This is a genomic window from Streptomyces sp. NPDC096205 (genome assembly GCF_044763135.1).
Lineage (GTDB): Bacteria > Actinomycetota > Actinomycetes > Streptomycetales > Streptomycetaceae > Streptomyces.
In genome coordinates this window covers 44,629-62,588 of the sequence record NZ_JBIWFS010000002.1, presented here as the reverse complement: position 1 = coordinate 62,588, position 17,960 = coordinate 44,629, and the positions used below count along the sequence as shown (strand labels likewise).

The window sequence follows — 17,960 nt, the reverse complement described above, 5'->3', positions numbered from 1 at the left end:
TCTTGCCCCAGCTCATGTTCTTCCGCCCCCACTCATGCTGTTGCGCCCCTTCACGACCAGGCGCCCGGCGACTCCCACGCCGAGCGCGAGCCAGCCGACCCGGCGGGAGAGCCGTACCGCCCGGCCGATGTCGGTGACGGCGACGGCGCGTCCCGTCGCCCCGTTCAGCACGGGCCGGTGCTCGACCCGGCCGCCGTAGGAGAGCGTGCCGCCGAGCCGCACGCCGAGGGCGCCCGCGAAGGAGGCCTCCACGGGCCCGGCGTTGGGGCTCGGGTGCCGGCCGGCGTCGGCCCGCCAGGCGCGTACGGCACCGCGCGGATCGGGTCCCGCGGCCGCGGCGAGTACGGCGGTCAGCCGCGCGCCCGGCCAGCCGGCGAGGTCGTCCAGGCGGGCGGAGGCCCACCCGAAGCGGCGGTAGCGGGGCGACTTGTGACCCACCATCGCGTCGAGGGTGTTGACCGCCCGGAAGCCGAGCAGCCCCGGCACCCCGCCGAGCGCGCCCCACACCAGCGCGCCGACGACCGCGTCGGAGGTGTTCTCGGCGACCGACTCCACGACGGCACGGGCGATCCCGTCGGCGTCCAGCGCCTGCGGGTCGCGCCCGCACAGGTGCGGCAGCCGGGCCCGCGCGCCCTCGATGTCGCCCTCCTGGAGCGACTGCCCGATGGCGCGGGCCTCGCGTGCGAGCGAAGTACCGCCGACGACGGCCCAGGTGGCGGCGCCGGTCAGCGCGACGGAGGCGGCGGGGGAGCGGCGTACGGCACGGGCGGCCGCGGCGCCCAGGGCGACCGTGCCGCCGACGCACACGGCGGTGTGCAGGGCGCCCCGGCCGCGGTGGTCGCGCCACAGCCTCCGTTCCACGGCACCCGCGGCGCGGCCGAACGCGGCGACCGGATGCCCGCGGCGCGGATCGCCGAGCAGGAGGTCACCGAGAAGGCCGGCGGCGGCGCCGTACGCGAACACGCGATCGGCACGCATCGGGCTCAGCCGGCCGGACAGGCGGGCAGGGCAGGGATGGTGAACCGTGTTGGGCAGCCGCGCATGGCGATATGTCCTCACTCAGGGTGTCCGCGCCCTGGTTCGACGAGACCGGCGGTGAGAGTTCCTGGCTCCCGGGGAATGGCTACCCCGGTGACAGTGGCGGGACCGCGCCGGATTCGCACCGGCTTCCTCTCCTGCCGCCGTAGATGGCTCCGGCAGTCCACCACGGCCCGCGAACACCCGTCAACTCGCTGTTGACCTGCGAGGCTGGAGTGTGCCGAGGCCCACACCGCTACCACGCCGGCCCGCCCGCGAGGACCGACTCGGGCGGAAATGCGCTCTGCCGGGCGGCAATCCGCGCCACCGCTTGTGACGCTCCGTCAGTACCGACTGCAATACGTCGGACGGGCGAGACGAAAGGTGCGTACGCAGTGACCGGTGACCGCTTTCCCGAGGCACTCGGCCCCGCGGTGGCCCGGGTGCGGGACGCCGACGGCACGGCGGTCGGCACGGGCTTCCTGCTCGCGCCGGGCCTGGTGGCCACCTGCGCCCACGTGGTGGCGCAGGCCCTGCGCGTCGACGGCCGGGACGCGACGGTCCCCACGGCGTCGCTGACCGTGGAGTTCCCTCTGCAACGGGGCGGCACGGTCCACCGGGCGTCCGTGTCGGCGTGGCGCCCGGTCACGGCGGACGGATCGGGGGACGTGGCGCTGCTGCGGTTGCTGCCGGGGGAGGGGCGGTCCTCGGGGGAGCCCTCAGGGGAGCTGTCCGGGAAGCCCTCAGGGGAGGTCTCAGGGGAGCCCTCAGGAGAGGTTCCAGGGGAGCCCCGCGGGGAGCTGTCCGGGAAGCTCTCGCGGGAGCCCTCCGGGGAGCCCTCGGCAGAACTCTCCGGGGAGCCTTCCGCACAGCCCTCTGCAGAGCCCTTCGGCGGTCCCGTCCCCCTCGCCGGGGTCGGCGATGTGTGGGACCACCGCTTCCGCATCCTCGCCTTCCCCGCCGCCGCCGAGCACGGCGCGTGGATCGGCGGGCGGCTGCGCGGAGCCGTGGGGCACGGCTGGATCTCGATGGAGGCCGAGGGGACGGCGCACCGCATCACCCCGGGGTGCAGCGGGGCCCCGGTGTGGGACGAGGAGGTCGGCGCCGTCGTAGGCATGACGGTCGCGGCGGACCGCGGTCCCGCGGCCGTCACCTCCTACCTCATCCCCGCCGCCACGCTCCTCGACCTCCAACCGGGCCTGCGCCGCTGCCCCTACCGCGGCCTGGACGCCTTCCGCGAGGAGGACGCCGAGCACTTCTTCGGCCGCGAGGAGGAGACGGACCGGCTGGTCGACGCGGTGGAACGCCACCTGGTCGTCCCCGTCGTGGGCCCGTCCGGCAGCGGCAAGACCTCCCTCGTCCGTGCGGGCGTCCTGCCCCGCCTGCGCGCCGACGGCCATACGGTGTCCGAGATCCGGCCCCTGCCCGGCACCCGAGCCTCGCTCACTCTGGCGCGGGCGCTGGCCCCGCTGCTCGCGCGGGACTCCGGTGTCCCGGAGCAGGAACGGGCGGCCCTGGCGCTGGCGGAGGTCCTGGACGCCGAGGGTGCCGGCGCCGCGGCCGCGCTGGGGCGACGGGTGCTGGAGAGCTGCGGCCCGGCCGGACATGTCTTCTTCCTCAACCAGTTGGAGGAGACCGTCGCCGCCGAACCGGCCACCGCACGGACGCTGCTCGGCCTGACGATCGCCCTGGCCGCGGCACCGGCCGAGGGCAGACGCCTGCGGGTCCTCGCCACATTGCGCTCGGCGTCGCTGGACGACCTCGTCGAACCCGCCACGGCCCGCGTCCTCAGCGACTGTGCCCAGGTCGTCGCGCCTCTGGACCGCGCGGCCCTCCTGCGCGCCGTCGAGGGCCCGGCGGCCCGCGTCCCCGGCCTCACCCTCGAACCCGGCCTCGCGGAACGCATCGTGGACGACGCCGAGGGCGAGCCGGGTCATCTGCCGATGGTCGAGTTCGCCCTGACGGAACTGTGGTCGCACGAGAAGGGCATCCGCCTGACCCACACCGGCTACGAGGCCCTGGGCGGCGTCGCCGGAGCCCTGTCCGCCCACGCCGAACAACGGGTCGGCGAGGTCATCGCCGAGTACGGCGAGGCCCCCGTCCGCCGCCTCTTCACCCAACTGGCCCGCCCCGACGACGCGGCGGGCTTCACCCGCAAACCGGTCCGCCTGTCCCCCCTGCCCCCCGAACTCCGCGCCACCGCCGAAGCCCTGGCCACCCGCACCCGCTTCGTCCGCATCACCCACGGCCCCGACGGCGACCCCCTCGTCGACCTCGCCCACGAGGAACTCGTCCGCGCCTGGCCCCGCCTGCGCACCTGGCTGGAGGCCTCCCGCGACTTCCGCGCCTGGCAGGAACGCCTCCTGCAGTCCCTCGCCCACTGGCAGGAAACAGGCCGCGAGACGGGCGCCCTGCTGCGGGGCACCATGCTGGCCACGTCCCTGGAACAACTGGCCTCCCTGGAGCACCGCGACGACATCACCCAGCCCGAGCGCGACTTCATCGAGGCGGGCCGACGGCATCAGCAGCGGGGGCTGCGCAGATGGCGGCTGGCGGTGGCCGTCCTGGTCGTGCTGGCGCTGCTCGCGGGAGGGCTGGCGGTGGCGGCGTGGGACAGGGGGACGCGGTTGGAGTCGAGGGGGCGGGTGATCGCGGCGCGTGCCTTGGCGGAGGAGGCGGGACGCCTGGCGTCGACCCGTCCGCTGATGTCACAGCATCTGGCCATGGCGGCCTGGCACAACCATGAGGGCAAGGAGGCCAGACAGGCCTTGCTGGACGCCTACTTGAGGGGCGCCGCCGTGATCAGGGGACACGCCGGCCCCGCCGACGAGGACATCGGGTCCCTCGACACGACCGCCGACGGCTCCACCGTGGTGACCCTGTCCTCGGCCCAGGCCAATGAGCGGCGGGTGCGCGTCTGGACGGGCCTTCTGCAGGGTCGGCCGCGGTCGTGGCGGGTGTTCGACCAGCCCGGTGTGGCCGACGCCGTCGAACTGAGCGACGACGGGCGTCTGCTGGCGGTCGCCACGGAGGACGGCTCGACGACGCTTCACGACCTGCGCCGTCGCAAGCGGCTGTGGACCCGCGTGACCGAGAGGCGGAACACCACGGCGCTCGACTTCTCCGACAGCGGCGGTCGTCTCCTGAGAGTGGCCGACGACTTCTCGGAGGACCGTGGACGCGGCTGGACGGTCGACGTCTGGGACACCGCCGACGGCCGCCCGGTCCCCGTGGACGCCAAGGGCGAGACTCCGGTGGATGCCGCCCTCGTGGGGGACGGCACCGCAGCCGTCCAGATGATCGAGTCCGACGACTCCAGCACAGGGACGGCGACCGTGCACGACCTGAGCACCGGGAGGGTGCTGCGTACGTTCCGGTCGGCCGAGTCCCTCGCCGGGCGCGGCAAGGGCGTCGTCGTCGACGGCGGGCTCGGGCGGTATACGTTCCATTCCCTCACCGGGCCCGATGCCACCGGCCCGCCGGTCGTGGCGATGCGGATGGGCGGGGTCGACGCCACCGGACGCTATGTAGTGCAGGGCGCCGAAGATCCCGCGCTCTGGGTGACGGACCTGCGCACGGGCGCGCGCTACGGTGCGCCGGTCTGGACCGGCGCGCTGGAGTGGGCACAGCGTCCCGCCGTCGTGCCCGGGCCGGGGGGAGCCCCGTGCGTGCTGACGGCCGTGGGATCCGATCTGCTCGTGCTGCGGACCACGCCGGAGCACCGGAAGCCGTTGCTGAGGCCGGACACCGATGGCGCCTACTCGTTCGGCGCGTACGCGAGAAGCGCCGACGGTGTCCACCACGCCCGGTCGATGGGCACCGACGAGGACGGGGAGACCAGCAACACCTGGCTGACCGTCGCACGCGTGGGTGCGGAGCTGAGCGCCGAACCCATGGTCATGGCTGAATGGGACGCCACTGCCGCCGGCCCTCCGGAGGTGTTCTTCACCGCGGACAGCCGTCATCTCGTCCTCTGGTACGACAGGCACGACATGCTGTCGGTCCGCACCGCGGACCAGGGCGCCCACGAGCACACCGTGCCCGTCACCAGCACGATCGGCTTCGCCGCCCCGTTGTACGGCAGCAGGATCGTGATCCTCACTGAGGACGAGCTGATCCTTTACGACGCCGCGTCGGGAACCCGTCGTGTGGTGGAGAACAGGCCCTGCGGCGTCGGCCCGTGTGCCGGTTTCGCGGTGCGCCCCTCGCATCCGCACGAGGTGGTGATCGCGGACAGCGGGGGCAGGATCGCCGTCCGGAACGTCGACACGGGGGTGAAGACGCCCACCAGTCTCCTCACGATGGCGACGGACGCGGTCAGCCTCGGCCTGACCGTCGCCCCGCAGGGGGAACTGATCGCCGTCCCGCTCGACAGCAGGACGATCGCCCGGCGCGAACTGACCGACGGCGACCTCGTGGGACAGACCATCGAGAGCAGCGAGGACATCCAGGTGATGGCACTCGCCGACGACGGCACCCTGCTCAGCGGCACGGTGGGGCCGGACGAGTTCATGGACGTGTGGCGTCCGCAGGACGTGGACGAGCCCTACGTCACCATCCCGTTGGACGCCGCGTCGGAGGACCTCCGCCTGACCGGCGACCGGCTGGACGTACGGGACGAGAACGGCGACCTGGCCATCCCCCTGGACCCCGACACCTGGCAGGCCGCCCTCTGCCGCCACTGGCCCGGCACCTACACCAAGGCCGAGAAGGCCGTCCTCAAGCACGAGGGGGCCGTCACGGACTCTCCTTGTCCGTGACGGCCCCCTCGCAAAGGGCCGGGCGTCAGACGCCGGGCCTCACGCCATGATCAGGTGGATCACGCCATGATCAGGTAGATGCCGTACGCCACCGCCGCCGCGCAGGCGGCGAAGCAGGCGTAGGCGCCGGTGACGGCGAGGGCGGCCGAGCCGCCCTGGGCCGCGGCCCGCTCCTGGCGGGACAGGCCGACGACGCCGAGGGTGAACAGGCCCACCAGGGCCACGGTGACCACGAGGCTGACGCCGAAGACGGAGCCGAGGGCCGCCCAGTCGATCTTCATGCTGCTGATTCCTTAAAGCGGGGTGTGGGGGTCAGACCGCGGCCTTGGGAGCGGCCGGGTCGGCGCTCGCCGGGGCGGGAATGGTGGCCGACAGGTCCTCGGAGAGCTCCTCGGCCATGACGCCCGCCGGCGGCGGGGTGACCGCGGCGATCGCCGTGGTGACCACTCCGGCCGGCTCCTCGTCGTCGGCGTCGTTCACGTTGGTGTGGTCGACGACCTCGCGGCGCGAGAGCTTCCAGATGGCGGCGCTGGAGGCGATCAGGAAGACGGCCACCAGCGCGGTGCCCCAGTCGCCGAAGCCGGTGACGTACTCGGCGAGCGCGCCGACCAGCGCGGCGGCCGGCAGGGTCAGACCCCAGGCGACGAACATCCGGGTCGCGGTGGACCAGCGGACCACCCCGCCCTTGCGGCCGAGGCCGGCACCCATCACGGAGCCGGACACCGAGTGCGTGGTGGAGAGCGAGAAGCCCAGGTGGGAGGAGGCCAGGATGACCGTCGCGGCGGAGGTCTGGGCGGCGAAGCCCTGCTGCGGCTGGAGGTCGGTCAGGCCCTTGCCCATGGTGCGGATGATGCGCCAGCCGCCCAGGTAGGTGCCGAGCGCGATGGCCAGACCCGCGGACAGGATGACCCACATGGGCGGGTCGGAGTCGGGGGCGATGGAGCCGCCGGCGACCAGGGCGAGGGTGATGATGCCCATCGTCTTCTGGGCGTCGTTGGTGCCATGGGCCAGCGAGACCAGACCGGCGGAGGCGATCTGCCCGGCGCGGTAGCCCTTCGCCGCGGCCTTGCCGTCGGCCTTCTTGCCCAGGGTGTAGCTCAGCCGCGTGGCGAACATCGCCGCGAGGCCCGCCACCAGCGGGGCCGCGATCGCCGGGAGCAGCACCTTGGTCACCAGAACGTCACCGTGCACGGCACCGAAGCCCGCCGAGGCGACGGTCGCGCCGATCAGTCCGCCCATCAGGGCGTGCGACGAGGAGGACGGCAGACCGACGAGCCACGTCAGCAGGTTCCAGAGGATCGCGCCGACCAGAGCGGCGAAGATGACCTCGGGACGGATGCCTGATTCGTCGACCAGACCCTTGGAGATCGTGTTGGCGACCTCGACGGAGAGGAAAGCACCCACAAGGTTGAGGACGGCGGACATGGCCACCGCGACCTTGGGCTTGAGCGCACCGGTCGAGATGGTGGTGGCCATCGCGTTGGCGGTGTCGTGAAAACCGTTCGTGAAATCGAACGCGAGTGCGGTCACCACCACAATCGCGAGGATCAGTGAGAGGTTTTCCATTTACCCAGGCAATCGTTCGAAGGTCATTGGCTTGTTGAACGTAGGTAACTCAGGTGAACGCCAGGTGAACTGGGCAGGGCATCGGAGTGTCGGATGAAGGGGCAGGATCAGGGCATGTCCGAGCAGCATCACGACCCGGGGGACGAGACGGCCGCCGCCTGGGCCGACCTGGTGGCGACGGCCCGCCGCACAGTAGCCGACGGCCTCGTCGTCGGCACCTCCGGCAACGTCTCCGTCCGGGTCGGCGACATCATCCTGGTCACACCGTCGGGCGTGCCCTACGACCGGCTCGGCCCGGACGACATCACGGGCGTCGACCTCACCGGCCGCCAGGTCCTCGGCACCCTGGTCCCCACCAGCGAGCTGCCCATGCACCTCGCCGTCCACCGCACCACCGACGCCCGCGCGATCGTCCACACCCACGCCGTATACGCGACGGCCGTCTCCACCCTCGTCTCCGAGCTTCCGCTGATCCACTACATGTCCGCGGCCCTCGGCGGCCCCGTCCGCGTCGCCCCCTACGCGACCTACGGCACCGAGGAACTCGCCGAGCACATGCTCCGGGCCCTCACCGACCGCACCGCCTGCCTCCTCCAGAACCACGGCACCCTCGCCTACGGCGCCACCCTCGACCAGGCCTACGACCGCACCGCCCAACTCGAGTGGATGTGCCGCGTCTGGCTGACGGCCTCCTCGATCCCCGGTCTGACCCCGACCCTGCTGACCCGGGAACAGGTGGCGGAGGTGGGGGAGAGGCTGAAGGGCTACGGCCAGCAGTAGGACAAATGCGCTGAACAAGCCCAAATGCGCTGAACAAGGCCCGATCGCCCCCGCCCGCTGGCCGAGAACCGGGTCCGCCAGGACACTGAACCCGTGCGCACTGTCAAAGCGACGGCCGCCGCCGTCACCGTTGCCCTGGCAGCCGGCGCGGCCGGAGTCGCCGCCGGACGCCTCGCCAGCGACGCCGCGCTCAAGGCGCCGCCCGGCCGTCCCCTGCCCACCGAGCCCAGGCTCACCGTGCACGGCACGGCCGCCGGCCGCATCACCCTGACCCGCGACTTCGCCTCCCTGCGCCCCGGCACCTACGGCCTCGCCGGTGACGGCAGCCACGCCGTCGTCGGCCCCGTCCTGGACGCCACCCCGCACCCCGCCGACACCGTCGTACGCCGTCTGGAACGCGTCACCCACGGCACCCTCGAACCCGGCGACCACGTCTGGCTCACCCCGAACGTGCACATCGGCGACCCCGCGAGCGCCCTCGGCCTGGACCACGCCGACGTCGACGTCCCCGGCGAACTCGGCGCCCTGCCCGCCTGGTTCGTGCCCGGCGCCCGCGAGACCTGGGTGATCGCCGTGCACGGCCTGGGCGCCACCCGCGAACTCGCCATGAACGTGATGGGCTTCCTGCACCGCCTCCGCTTCCCCGTCCTCGCCCTCGCCTACCGCGGCGACCTCGGCGCACCCCGCTCCGCCGACGGCCTCAACCACCTCGGCGAGACCGAGTGGCGCGACGTGGACGCCGCGATCCGCTACGCCGTGCGCTACGGCGCCCAGCGGGTCGTCCTGCTGGGCTGGTCCACCGGCGCCGCGATGTGCCTGCACACCACCGCGCGCTCCGCCGTCCGCGACCGGGTCCGCGGGCTGGTGCTCGACTCCCCGGTCCTGGACTGGCAGACCACCCTGCGCGCCCTGGCCGCGGCCCGCCGCACCCCGCACGCCCTGCTGCCGCTCGCCGTGCGCGCCGCCCAGGGCCGCACCGGCCTGTACGGCGACCCGGGCCGCAGCGCCGCCGAGGCCGACGGCCTGACCGTGCCGACCCTGGTCTTCCACGGCCCCGGCGACACCGTGGCCCCCTGGCGGCTGTCCCGCCGCCTCGCCGACAGCCACCCCGGACTGGTCTCCCTGCACACCGTCCAGAACGCCCCGCACAGCGCCATGTGGAACCCCGACCCCGCCGGCTACCAGGAAGCCCTGCGCCGCTTTCTGACCCCGCTCATGTGACACCCCCCGCCGTCCCGGTCGCAGTCATTCCGTTTAGCCCTGTACCACTGGCCTGTTCCCACCTCCTCCACGCCCTCGCCGCCCGGTGCGTTGGCCAGTCCCGTCGCCCGCCGTGACATTCCGTTTGGGTTTTCCGACCGTCAACCGGAAGACTGCACCCGTGACGTCCCGTATCCCGCGCGACTCCAGGCTTCGACTCGTCCGCCCACGACCCCTGGCCGCCGCTCCCCGAGCCATGGACCAGCGGCGCCCGCGCCGCCCCGCCCCGCGCCCCCCGGAGGGCACCCCGGCCCCCGCGGAGCTGGCCAGAATGGCGCGCTCCCAGCTCGCCGGCGCGGTCCGCGTCGCCCGCTGGGCCGACGCCGCCCTGCGCCCCGGCCGGGCGGGCTCCGCCGACGGCAAGGCCACCCTCTCCGCGGCGACCGCCGAACGGGCCGCGGCCGAACTCGGCCTGACCCCCGCTCAGATCCGAGCCGAATGGGACACCGCCCGGCTCGCCGGTCTCGTCGAGGTGCACGGCGACAGCGCCCGCCCCGGCTGGCGGCTGCGGGCCTGGAACCGCGACGACAGCGCCGTCCTGCGCGGCTGGGTCGCCCTCTTCGACGCCTGGTCGCTCGCCCACCCGGAGCCCGCCGGGCACGAGGCGGCGGCCGTCGCCGAGGTCGTCTCGGCCATGCCCCAGGTGCTCTCCTTCCTCCAGCTCTCCGCCGGCCCCGTCCCCGTGGCGCAGCTGCTGGACCTGCTGGAGCAGCGGGTCACCGAGCTGCGCACCGAACGCTGCGAGGTCGCCTACGGTCCGCAGCCCGAGTCCGTCGAGGCGCAGCCTGTCGAGCCGCAGCCCGGCGCCCCGCTGGCCCCCCTCCTGGACTGGGCGCTGCACGCCCTCGCCTCCGTCGGCGCCCTCACCTGCGACGCCGCCCACGCCACCCTCACCCCGCTGGGCAACTGGGCGGTCTGGGTCAAGCTGGAGCAGATCTGCGTCGCCGCGCAGAGCCCCGCCGGCAACATCGAGGCCTCCGCCGAGGAGATGCTGCGCGGCTGCGCCCAGCTGCGCCCCAACGCCGCCCGCGCCGAGTACCGCGCCTGGCTCGCCGCCCGGCCCGTCGGCAGCGCCGTCACCGAACTCATCGACGCCGCCCGCGGCGAGGACGCCCTGCTGCGCGGCCTGGCCTTCGAGGCGCTGCGCGTCGTCGGCGCCCCCGCCGAGCCCGACGTACGCGCGGTGCTCGACGAGCCGACCCTGCGGCCGTACGCCCTGCTGTGGCTGGCGGAGCACGACGGCGGCGACCCGGAGGACGTGCACGAGGTCCTCACCCGGGAAGAGGCCACGTGGCTGTGGGTCGACACCGCCGCCGCCGTCGCCGACCACGGCGAGGCCCCGATGCTGGTGCGTCACCTGGAGTCCGCGGTCCAGCCGACGGTCCCCGCCCTGCTCGACGAGGTGCGCGCGGTCGGCCACCCCCGCACCGTGCAGGTCCTGGTCGCGCTCGCCGCCGCCCACCCCGACCCGGCCCTGGCCAAGGCCGTGCGCCGCGCGGCCTTCCAGGTGCACACCGGAGGCCTCTGAAGCGCGAGGGGCGGCTCAGCCGCCTATCGCGGGCGCGTACGTGCCGAAGCTCCAGATGTTGCCCTCGGCGTCCCGGGCCATGTAGTCCCGCGAGCCGTAGTCCTGGTCCGTCGGGGGCATCAGGATCTCCACCCCGTGGTCCACCGCACGCCGGTGGTGCGCGTCGACATCGTCCACGACGACGTACACCCCGGCCGGGCCCGCGCCCTTCATCGCCCCGTCGAAGACGCCGCCGCGGCCCTTGGAGCCGATCATCACCGCGCCGTTGCCCTGGACCAGCTCGGCGTGCATCACCGTGCCGTCCTCGCTCTCGTACAGCGACAGCTCGGTGAACCCCAGACCCTCCGTGAGCTGCTGGATCGCCGCCTTGGCGTCCGCGTACAGCACCGTCGGGAAGATGCTCGGACCGCTGCTCGTGCCTGCCATGCCGATCACCCCTTCGTGATCATCCTGCTCCGGAAATCCCGTCTGTCGCCAGTGTTGCAGCCACCACTGACAACGCCCCGCCGGCGAGCTCCGCCGGCCCCGCGACCCTGATCAGTGACGCCATGGTCACCCGGCTGCGGCGGAAATCCGGTTGCATGAGCCCGTTAGACTGAATGCCATGGCCATTCTCCTCGCGCATTAGACAGCGGGAACGTCCTCAGCCGCTCAGTCCCGCCAACCCGTCTGCCCTGGAGTCTGTCCGTGATTTCCGCCTCCGGTATCGAGCTGCGCGCCGGTGCGCGCGTCCTCATCGAGAACGCCACCTTCCGTGTCGCCAAGGGCGACCGCATCGGCCTCGTCGGCCGCAACGGCGCCGGCAAGACCACCCTCACCAAGTGCCTCGCGGGCGAGGGTATGCCCGCCGGCGGCACCATCACCCGCTCCGGCGAGGTCGGCTACCTCCCGCAGGACCCCCGCACCGGCGACCTCGACGTGCTCGCCCGCGACCGCGTCCTCTCCGCGCGCGGCCTCGACGTACTGATCCGCAAGATGCGCGAGAACGAACAGCGCATCGCCAACGGCCAGGGCGCCACCCGGGAGAAGGCGCTCAAGCAGTACGAGCGCCAGGAGACCGAGTTCCTCACCAAGGGCGGGTACGCCGCCGAGGCCGAGGCCGCCACCATCGCCGCCGCGCTGAACCTGCCCGACCGGGTGCTCGGCCAGCCCCTGCACACCCTCTCCGGCGGACAGCGGCGCCGTATCGAGCTGGCCCGCATCCTGTTCTCCGACGCGGACACCCTGCTCCTGGACGAGCCGACCAACCACCTCGACGCCGACTCGATCGTCTGGCTGCGCGACTACCTCAAGACCTACCGCGGCGGCTTCATCGTGATCTCCCACGACGTCGACCTGGTCGAGACGGTCGTCAACAAGGTGTTCTACCTGGACGCCAACCGCGCCCAGATCGACGTCTACAACATGGGCTGGAAGCTCTACCAGCAGCAGCGCGAGGCCGACGAGAAGCGCCGCAAGCGCGAGCGCGCCAACGCCGAGAAGAAGGCCGCCGCGCTGCACTCGCAGGCGGACAAGATGCGCGCCAAGGCCACCAAGACGGTCGCCGCGCAGAACATGGCCCGCCGCGCGGACAAGCTGCTCTCCGGCCTGGAGGCGGTCCGCCAGTCCGACAAGGTCGCCAAGCTCCGCTTCCCCGAGCCCGCGCCCTGCGGCAAGACCCCGCTGATGGCCGAGGGCCTGTCGAAGTCGTACGGCTCCCTGGAGATCTTCACCGACGTCGACCTGGCCATCGACAAGGGCTCCCGGGTCGTCATCCTCGGCCTCAACGGCGCCGGCAAGACCACGCTGCTGCGGCTGCTCGGCGGCGTGGAGCAGCCCGACACCGGCGAGGTCGTCCCCGGCCACGGCCTCAAGCTCGGCTACTACGCCCAGGAGCACGAGACCCTCGACCCGGAGCGCACGGTCCTGGAGAACATGCGCTCGGCGGCCCCCGACATGGACCTGGTCGAGGTCCGCAAGGTGCTGGGCTCGTTCCTGTTCTCCGGCGACGACGTCGACAAGCCCGCCGGCGTGCTGTCCGGCGGCGAGAAGACCCGCCTCGCCCTGGCCACCCTGGTCGTCTCCTCGGCGAACGTCCTGCTCCTCGACGAGCCCACCAACAACCTCGACCCCGCCAGCCGCGAGGAGATCCTCGGCGCGCTGCGCACCTACAAGGGCGCGGTCGTCCTGGTCACCCACGACGAGGGCGCCGTCGAGGCGCTCCAGCCGGAGCGGATCATCCTGCTGCCGGACGGCGTGGAGGACCTGTGGGGCTCCGACTACGCGGACCTCGTCGCCCTCGCTTGATCGAATGAGTGATCCACAGGCTATGGATCATTCGGCCCATCGGTGATCCACCATCTGTGTGAGATCTCCTCGTACCGAGGTGTGTCCTACATCCATTTCCCGGCCGAGCCCTTTGTCGACAAGGGCTCGGCCGTGGTGCGTCACTGACCTGGCACTTCGCGGAATTACCCGTTCGGCGGTACGAACGCCGGCGCGCGGAATCACCGATTCCGTATGTGTGGACCTGCTCCTGTCGTCACAACCCTGTCGCACGGACCTTGCCGAATGGGTGGCCATGACGGCCGGGAGGGGTGATCATGAGGGGACCAGAGCGCACTTCCCATGAGGAGGCACGGGTGGCCGAGACTCTGAAGAAGGGCAGCCGGGTGACCGGCGCCGCGCGCGACAAGCTCGCGGCAGACCTGAAGAAGAAGTACGACGCCGGTGCGAGCATCCGGGCGTTGGCCGAGGAGACCGGCCGCTCGTATGGCTTCGTGCACCGCATGCTCAGCGAGTCGGGCGTCACGCTCCGCGGGCGTGGCGGGGCGACGCGGGGCAAGAAGGCCGCTTCGGCCTGACTCCCGGGCGGCCCCACGGCGTGATGGTGGCCACCCGGTCGGTCGCACGGTCGACCGGGTGGTTACTGTGCAGTCACTTATGGATGCCGGCGTACGGCGTCCACTGCTGACCGCACCCATCGGAGGCGCCGTATGGCTTCGCTCGACCCGGTACTCGACAAGGACGGCGTACGGCTCACCGTCGACGACGCGATCGCCACGGTGACGCTGACCAACCCGGCCAAGCGCAATGCGCAGAGCCCCGCCATGTGGCGGACGCTCGCCGAGGCCGGGCGGTCGCTGCCGGGCTCCGTCCGTGTCGTGGTGCTGCGCGGTGAGGGCAAATCCTTCTCCGCCGGCCTCGACCGGCAGATGTTCACGCCCGAGGGCATCGAGGGCGAGAAGTCCTTCGTCGACCTCGCGCGTGGCAGCGACGCCGAACTGGACGCGGCCATCGCCGAGTTCCAGGAGGGGTTCACCTGGTGGCGGCAGAGCGACATCGTCTCCATCGCCGCCGTCCAGGGCCACGCCATCGGCGCGGGCTTCCAGCTCGCCCTCGCGTGTGACCTGCGCGTCGTCGCCGACGACGTGCAGTTCGCCATGCGCGAGACCAGCCTGGGCCTCGTCCCCGACCTCACCGGCACGCATCCGCTGGTGTCGCTGGTCGGTTACGCCCGTGCGCTCGAGATCTGCGCGACGGGGCGCTTCGTGCTGGCCGAGGAGGCCGTGAACACCGGCCTCGCCAACCTCGCCGTGCCGCTCGACCAGCTCGACGCCACGGTGACCGACCTCGCGGCGGCGCTGCTGGCTGCCCCGCGTGACGCGGTCATCGAGACCAAGGCGCTGCTGCGGGGTGCCTCCGACCGGTCGTACGAGGCTCAGCGTGCTGCCGAGCGTCAGTCGCAGGCCCGGCGCCTGCGGGACCGGGCGGGGCTGGGGGAGTAGGCGTCCGGTTCGTTGCCGACTGCGGACCGTGGCGGGCCGGCCGCGCCCGCGCGGCGGTAGCCGCACATCGGCACAGCCCCGCGCGCCCCTTACGGGGCCACTGATGTGATCAGTACTGCCACCGTAGGGCCGTCCGGCAAGGCCGCTGTCACGGCCGCTCTCACCTCTCGGGCCACCGTCAGTGGGCGGTGGCCCGGGTGGACCGCCACTTCCACGCGGACATGGCGGCGGGGCAGGGACGCCGGCGCCTCCTGGCGTTCCTCGATGTGCACCGCCCTGCCCAGGCCGCCGAGGGTGCCGGTCAGCCGGGAGACGCCCGGGACGGACAGCGCGGCCGCGGCGACCAGGGACTCGTCGCCGGACCCGGGCCTCACATCCGAGCCGTCCGAACGTGCCGCACCCCCGGACGGCGGAACGGCCTCCTCCTCGCCCAGCCCCGTCACCCGCAGATCCACCTCCGTGACCGTCAGCCCCACGGCCTCCGTCGCGGCCCGCGCCAGGGCGTCACGCAGACGGGACGCCGCCGCCGGCAGAGGCTCGGTGCCGCTCGCCGTGAAGTCGGCCGTCACCCGGAGGGGGCCGGGCGGCAGGGCACTCGGCGGGGGCGGCACCGCCGGCTCCTGACCGTCGTCCGGACCGGCCGGGGCGATCCGCAGCGGACCCAGCCGCACCCCTGGCACACCCTCCATGAACCGCCGCAGAATGGACTCTGCGGCGCTCTCCGCGATCCACGAGCCGTCGCGCGGCCCACCAAGGGGCAGCAGCCTGCCCAGGCCCAGCTGCTCCCGCACCACCCGTGTCCATCGATCCGCCGTCATTCCTCCAGCCTGCCGTATCCATGGCGCGCGGCCGAGCAACCCCACTTACGGTGGTCGAAGGACGACGACCGAAAAGGACGTACGGCGATGACCGATATGACGGACCAGAACCGGACGCAGACCTCCGAGGGCGGCAGCGAGCCCTCGGTGCAGACCCGTAAGGCCACCCGGCGTGGCGGCGGCGACCCCGGGACCCGGGGCCGGACCACCATCGCCGACGGCGTGGTCGAGAAGATCGCCGGCCTCGCGGCACGCGATGTCGTCGGCGTGCACGCGATGGGCAGCGGCATCAGCCGCACCTTCGGCGCCGTACGCGACCGTGTTCCGGGCGGCGGCGCCAAGTCGGTGACCCGCGGCGTCAAGGCCGAGGTCGGCGAGGTGCAGACCGCGCTGGACCTGGAGATCGTCGTCGACTACGGCGTGTCGATCTCGGACGTGGCGCGCGACGTGCGTGAGAACGTCGTCGCGGCCGTCGAACGGATGACCGGCCTGGAGGTCGTGGAGGTCAACATCGCGGTCAGCGATGTGAAGCTGCCCGACGAAGAGGAAGAAGAGCCGGAGTCCCGGCTCCAGTGACACGCGGCCGGCCCGACAACCGCACTGCTGAGGGGAGCGCACCATGAGCATGGCCGTGGTCGGCATGATCGCCGGAATGGCGCTGGGGTTCGCCGGGTACTTCGGCGGCTTCGGCGCGTTCCTGCTCGTCGCCGCCCTGGGAGCGGTCGGTTTCGTCGTCGGCCGGTTCGTCGAGGGCGACTTCGAGCTCGGCGACTTCTTCCGTCCGCGTGACGAACGACGGCGGTGACGCCCGTGAGCGAAGGGATCGGCGAGCTCGGCAGACCGCTGACCGTCGTTCCGCCGGGCGAGCGCGGGGCGACGCGGATCGCCGACCGCGTCGTGGCGAAGGTCGCCGCGCAGGCGGCACGCGAGGCCTTGGGCCCGCTGCCGCCGGACGCGGCGCGCCCGCATGCCAACGTCGTCGTACGGCAGGGCCACGCCCCCGGCCGTGAGGGGCAGGACGCGGCCCATATCCACGTCCACCTCGAACTCGACTACCCGACCGACATCGGCGCCCGCTGCCGCTCGGTGCGGCGCCATGTCGCGGAGCGGGTGGGCGCGTTGGTGGGCATGGACGTGCCCGAGGTCGCCGTCCAGGTCGAGCGGCTGCACCTGGCGCCGGGGCACGGCACGGCACAGGGGAGGACGCGATGAGCGGAGCCCACGACAGCGAGCGCCCCGAGGGCACCACCCGGCGCATGCCGGTCCTGGAGAAGGAACCGGAGCCCACCGCCCCGGTCCCGCGGCCGATCCTGGCCGGCGCCCGCCGCTTCTGGTCGCCCCGCCGCGTCCCCGGGGCCCTCGCCGCCGTGCTCCTGCTGGGCGCCGCGGGGATCTTCCTCTACGACATCGCCTCCGTGCGCGCCGGACGGCCGGCCATGCGCTGGCGCCGCGAACTGGCCCACCAACTCGCCCACCGGCCGCTGGACGACACCTGGGTGCTCGTCGGCGCGGGCGTCGCCGCCGCGCTCGGCCTGTGGCTGATCGTCCTCGCCGTCACCCCGGGCCTGCGCGCCCTGCTGCCCATGCGGCGCACCGACGCCGAGGTGCGCGCCGCGCTGGACCGGTCCGCGGCCGCGATGGTGCTGCGCGACCGCGCCATGGAGGTCTCGGGCGTGCAGTCGGTCCGGGTGCGGGCGGGCCGCCGCCGCGCCGACGTCCGCGCGGTCTCGCACTTCCGCGCCGTGGACGACGTACGACAGGACCTGGACGCCGTGCTCGACGAAGCGGTCCGCGCGCTGGGGCTGGCCCGGCCGCTGTCGCTGTCGGTGCGGGTGCGGCGGCCCGGACGGAAGGGGTGAGCCGGTGCCGAAGACCGTGAACCGTGTTCTGCTCGGGCTGCTGGGCCTGGTGCTGCTGGCCGTCGGCGGCTCGGTGCTGGCCGTCGGTCTGGGCGCCCCGGCGCCCTCGTGGTGGATCCACGACGGACGCCACGACGTCCTCCTCGACGACAGCGAGCGCACCCGCTGGCGCGACCACGGCTGGTGGTGGCCCGTCGTCATCGCCGTGCTCGCCGTCCTGCTCCTGCTGGCCCTGTGGTGGCTGACCGCGGTCCTGCGCCGCCGCAGGCTCGCCGAGATCCTCGTCGACACCGGCGACGGCGCGGGCGCCCTCCTGCGCGGCCGCGCCCTCCAGTCCGCCCTCACCACGGAGGCAGCCGCCCTGGACGGCGTCAACCGCGCCCACGTCCATCTGACGGGCCGCAGAAACGCCCCCCAGACCCGTATGAACCTGGTCCTGGACCCGCACGCCGACCCGTCGACGACCCTGCACACCCTGACGACCCAGACCCTGGCCCACGCGAAGGACTCGGCCAACCTGGAGTCGCTGCCCTCGGAGGTGCGTATGAGGTCGCTCAGACATCGTGAGCAGAGAGTCAGTTGAGACACCCAGGGGGGCGCGTCGC

At 73.1% G+C, this 17,960-nt stretch carries 17 protein-coding genes and 1 riboswitch; of the genes, 12 read left to right on the top strand and 5 right to left on the bottom strand.

What is annotated here, in order from left to right; all coding sequences use genetic code 11:
* Positions 1-12 precede the first annotated feature (12 nt).
* Positions 13-978, bottom strand: coding sequence for a cobalamin biosynthesis protein (locus ACIQ6Y_RS06710; RefSeq protein ID WP_404033858.1), 966 nt, complete (start codon positions 976-978; stop codon positions 13-15).
* A gap of 100 nt (positions 979-1,078) precedes the next feature.
* Positions 1,079-1,222, bottom strand: a riboswitch (cobalamin riboswitch).
* Positions 1,223-1,412: 190 nt separating this feature from the next.
* Here ACIQ6Y_RS06710 and ACIQ6Y_RS06705 point away from each other — a divergent pair.
* Positions 1,413-5,777 (top strand): trypsin-like peptidase domain-containing protein, encoded by a 4,365-nt coding sequence (locus ACIQ6Y_RS06705; RefSeq protein ID WP_404033856.1) that lies wholly within the window; start codon positions 1,413-1,415, stop codon positions 5,775-5,777.
* Between the two features lie 59 nt (positions 5,778-5,836).
* On the opposite strand, the gene ACIQ6Y_RS06700 is transcribed toward ACIQ6Y_RS06705, so the two are convergent.
* Positions 5,837-6,058: a hypothetical protein gene (locus ACIQ6Y_RS06700; RefSeq protein WP_404033854.1), complete on the bottom strand. Its 222-nt coding sequence runs from the start codon at positions 6,056-6,058 to the stop codon at positions 5,837-5,839.
* A 31-nt stretch (positions 6,059-6,089) separates the two neighbouring features.
* Positions 6,090-7,343 carry an anion permease gene (locus ACIQ6Y_RS06695; protein WP_404033852.1) on the bottom strand — a complete coding sequence of 418 codons (1,254 nt, stop codon included), beginning with the start codon at positions 7,341-7,343 and terminating at the stop codon, positions 6,090-6,092.
* Between the two features lie 114 nt (positions 7,344-7,457).
* Here ACIQ6Y_RS06695 and ACIQ6Y_RS06690 point away from each other — a divergent pair, with 114 nt between their 5' ends.
* The 3 genes from ACIQ6Y_RS06690 to ACIQ6Y_RS06680 all read left to right on the top strand — a co-directional run bounded on the left by ACIQ6Y_RS06690 (position 7,458) and on the right by ACIQ6Y_RS06680 (position 10,911).
* On the top strand, positions 7,458-8,123 hold the full coding sequence (locus ACIQ6Y_RS06690; RefSeq protein WP_404033850.1) for a class II aldolase/adducin family protein: 666 nt from the start codon (positions 7,458-7,460) through the stop codon (positions 8,121-8,123).
* A 93-nt stretch (positions 8,124-8,216) separates the two neighbouring features.
* Complete coding sequence (locus tag ACIQ6Y_RS06685) at positions 8,217-9,344, top strand: alpha/beta hydrolase (protein ID WP_404033848.1); 1,128 nt, start codon at positions 8,217-8,219, stop codon at positions 9,342-9,344.
* A gap of 160 nt (positions 9,345-9,504) precedes the next feature.
* Complete coding sequence (locus ACIQ6Y_RS06680; RefSeq protein WP_404033846.1) at positions 9,505-10,911, top strand: hypothetical protein; 1,407 nt, start codon at positions 9,505-9,507, stop codon at positions 10,909-10,911.
* A 15-nt stretch (positions 10,912-10,926) separates the two neighbouring features.
* On the opposite strand, the gene ACIQ6Y_RS06675 is transcribed toward ACIQ6Y_RS06680, so the two are convergent.
* Positions 10,927-11,337, bottom strand: a complete 411-nt coding sequence (locus ACIQ6Y_RS06675; protein ID WP_404033844.1) for a VOC family protein — start codon at positions 11,335-11,337, stop codon at positions 10,927-10,929.
* 261 nt (positions 11,338-11,598) lie between these two features.
* Between ACIQ6Y_RS06675 and ACIQ6Y_RS06670 the strand changes: the two genes are divergently transcribed.
* The 3 genes from ACIQ6Y_RS06670 (at position 11,599) to ACIQ6Y_RS06660 (ending at position 14,678) form a co-directional block, all read left to right on the top strand.
* The gene (locus ACIQ6Y_RS06670) at positions 11,599-13,197 is read left to right on the top strand and encodes an ABC-F family ATP-binding cassette domain-containing protein (RefSeq protein ID WP_404033842.1); all 1,599 of its coding nucleotides are present in this window, start codon (positions 11,599-11,601) and stop codon (positions 13,195-13,197) included.
* A 335-nt stretch (positions 13,198-13,532) separates the two neighbouring features.
* A complete protein-coding gene (locus ACIQ6Y_RS06665; RefSeq protein ID WP_018567695.1) occupies positions 13,533-13,754 on the top strand; it encodes a helix-turn-helix domain-containing protein in 222 nt (73 codons plus the stop codon).
* Positions 13,755-13,886: 132 nt separating this feature from the next.
* Positions 13,887-14,678 (top strand): enoyl-CoA hydratase/isomerase family protein, encoded by a 792-nt coding sequence (locus ACIQ6Y_RS06660; RefSeq protein ID WP_404033840.1) that lies wholly within the window; start codon positions 13,887-13,889, stop codon positions 14,676-14,678.
* Between the two features lie 89 nt (positions 14,679-14,767).
* Here the strand turns inward: ACIQ6Y_RS06660 and ACIQ6Y_RS06655 are convergent, their stop codons facing one another.
* A complete protein-coding gene (locus tag ACIQ6Y_RS06655) occupies positions 14,768-15,496 on the bottom strand; it encodes a nucleopolyhedrovirus P10 family protein (RefSeq protein WP_404033838.1) in 729 nt (242 codons plus the stop codon).
* 87 nt (positions 15,497-15,583) lie between these two features.
* On the opposite strand from ACIQ6Y_RS06655, the gene ACIQ6Y_RS06650 reads away from it, so the two are divergent.
* From ACIQ6Y_RS06650 to amaP, 5 genes are read left to right on the top strand one after another with little or no spacing between them, the layout of a single operon-like run.
* The gene (locus tag ACIQ6Y_RS06650; RefSeq protein ID WP_404033836.1) at positions 15,584-16,072 is read left to right on the top strand and encodes an Asp23/Gls24 family envelope stress response protein; all 489 of its coding nucleotides are present in this window, start codon (positions 15,584-15,586) and stop codon (positions 16,070-16,072) included.
* A 43-nt stretch (positions 16,073-16,115) separates the two neighbouring features.
* Complete coding sequence (locus tag ACIQ6Y_RS06645) at positions 16,116-16,301, top strand: hypothetical protein (protein WP_399639422.1); 186 nt, start codon at positions 16,116-16,118, stop codon at positions 16,299-16,301.
* Positions 16,298-16,708 (top strand): Asp23/Gls24 family envelope stress response protein, encoded by a 411-nt coding sequence (locus ACIQ6Y_RS06640; protein WP_404033834.1) that lies wholly within the window; start codon positions 16,298-16,300, stop codon positions 16,706-16,708. Before ACIQ6Y_RS06645 ends, ACIQ6Y_RS06640 begins: the two co-directional genes overlap by 4 nt.
* The gene (locus ACIQ6Y_RS06635) at positions 16,705-17,355 is read left to right on the top strand and encodes a DUF6286 domain-containing protein (protein ID WP_404033832.1); all 651 of its coding nucleotides are present in this window, start codon (positions 16,705-16,707) and stop codon (positions 17,353-17,355) included. Before ACIQ6Y_RS06640 ends, ACIQ6Y_RS06635 begins: the two co-directional genes overlap by 4 nt.
* Positions 17,356-17,359: 4 nt before the next feature.
* Entirely contained in the window at positions 17,360-17,938 is a 579-nt protein-coding gene (gene amaP / locus ACIQ6Y_RS06630) for an alkaline shock response membrane anchor protein AmaP (protein WP_404033830.1), read from the top strand.
* The last annotated feature ends 22 nt before the right edge of the window (positions 17,939-17,960 follow it).

What these genes read in the sequence shown, in the direction of transcription:
- ACIQ6Y_RS06690 (WP_404033850.1), top strand. Translation starts at nt 7,458, where the DNA reads ATGTCCGAGCAGCATCACGACCCGGGGGACGAGACGGCCGCCGCCTGG.
- ACIQ6Y_RS06710 (WP_404033858.1), bottom strand. Translation starts at nt 978, where the DNA reads ATGCGTGCCGATCGCGTGTTCGCGTACGGCGCCGCCGCCGGCCTTCTC.
- ACIQ6Y_RS06695 (WP_404033852.1), bottom strand. Translation starts at nt 7,343, where the DNA reads ATGGAAAACCTCTCACTGATCCTCGCGATTGTGGTGGTGACCGCACTC.
- ACIQ6Y_RS06635 (WP_404033832.1), top strand. Translation starts at nt 16,705, where the DNA reads ATGAGCGGAGCCCACGACAGCGAGCGCCCCGAGGGCACCACCCGGCGC.
- ACIQ6Y_RS06675 (WP_404033844.1), bottom strand. Translation starts at nt 11,337, where the DNA reads ATGGCAGGCACGAGCAGCGGTCCGAGCATCTTCCCGACGGTGCTGTAC.
- ACIQ6Y_RS06700 (WP_404033854.1), bottom strand. Translation starts at nt 6,058, where the DNA reads ATGAAGATCGACTGGGCGGCCCTCGGCTCCGTCTTCGGCGTCAGCCTC.
- ACIQ6Y_RS06650 (WP_404033836.1), top strand. Translation starts at nt 15,584, where the DNA reads ATGACCGATATGACGGACCAGAACCGGACGCAGACCTCCGAGGGCGGC.
- ACIQ6Y_RS06660 (WP_404033840.1), top strand. Translation starts at nt 13,887, where the DNA reads ATGGCTTCGCTCGACCCGGTACTCGACAAGGACGGCGTACGGCTCACC.
- ACIQ6Y_RS06655 (WP_404033838.1), bottom strand. Translation starts at nt 15,496, where the DNA reads ATGACGGCGGATCGATGGACACGGGTGGTGCGGGAGCAGCTGGGCCTG.
- ACIQ6Y_RS06645 (WP_399639422.1), top strand. Translation starts at nt 16,116, where the DNA reads ATGAGCATGGCCGTGGTCGGCATGATCGCCGGAATGGCGCTGGGGTTC.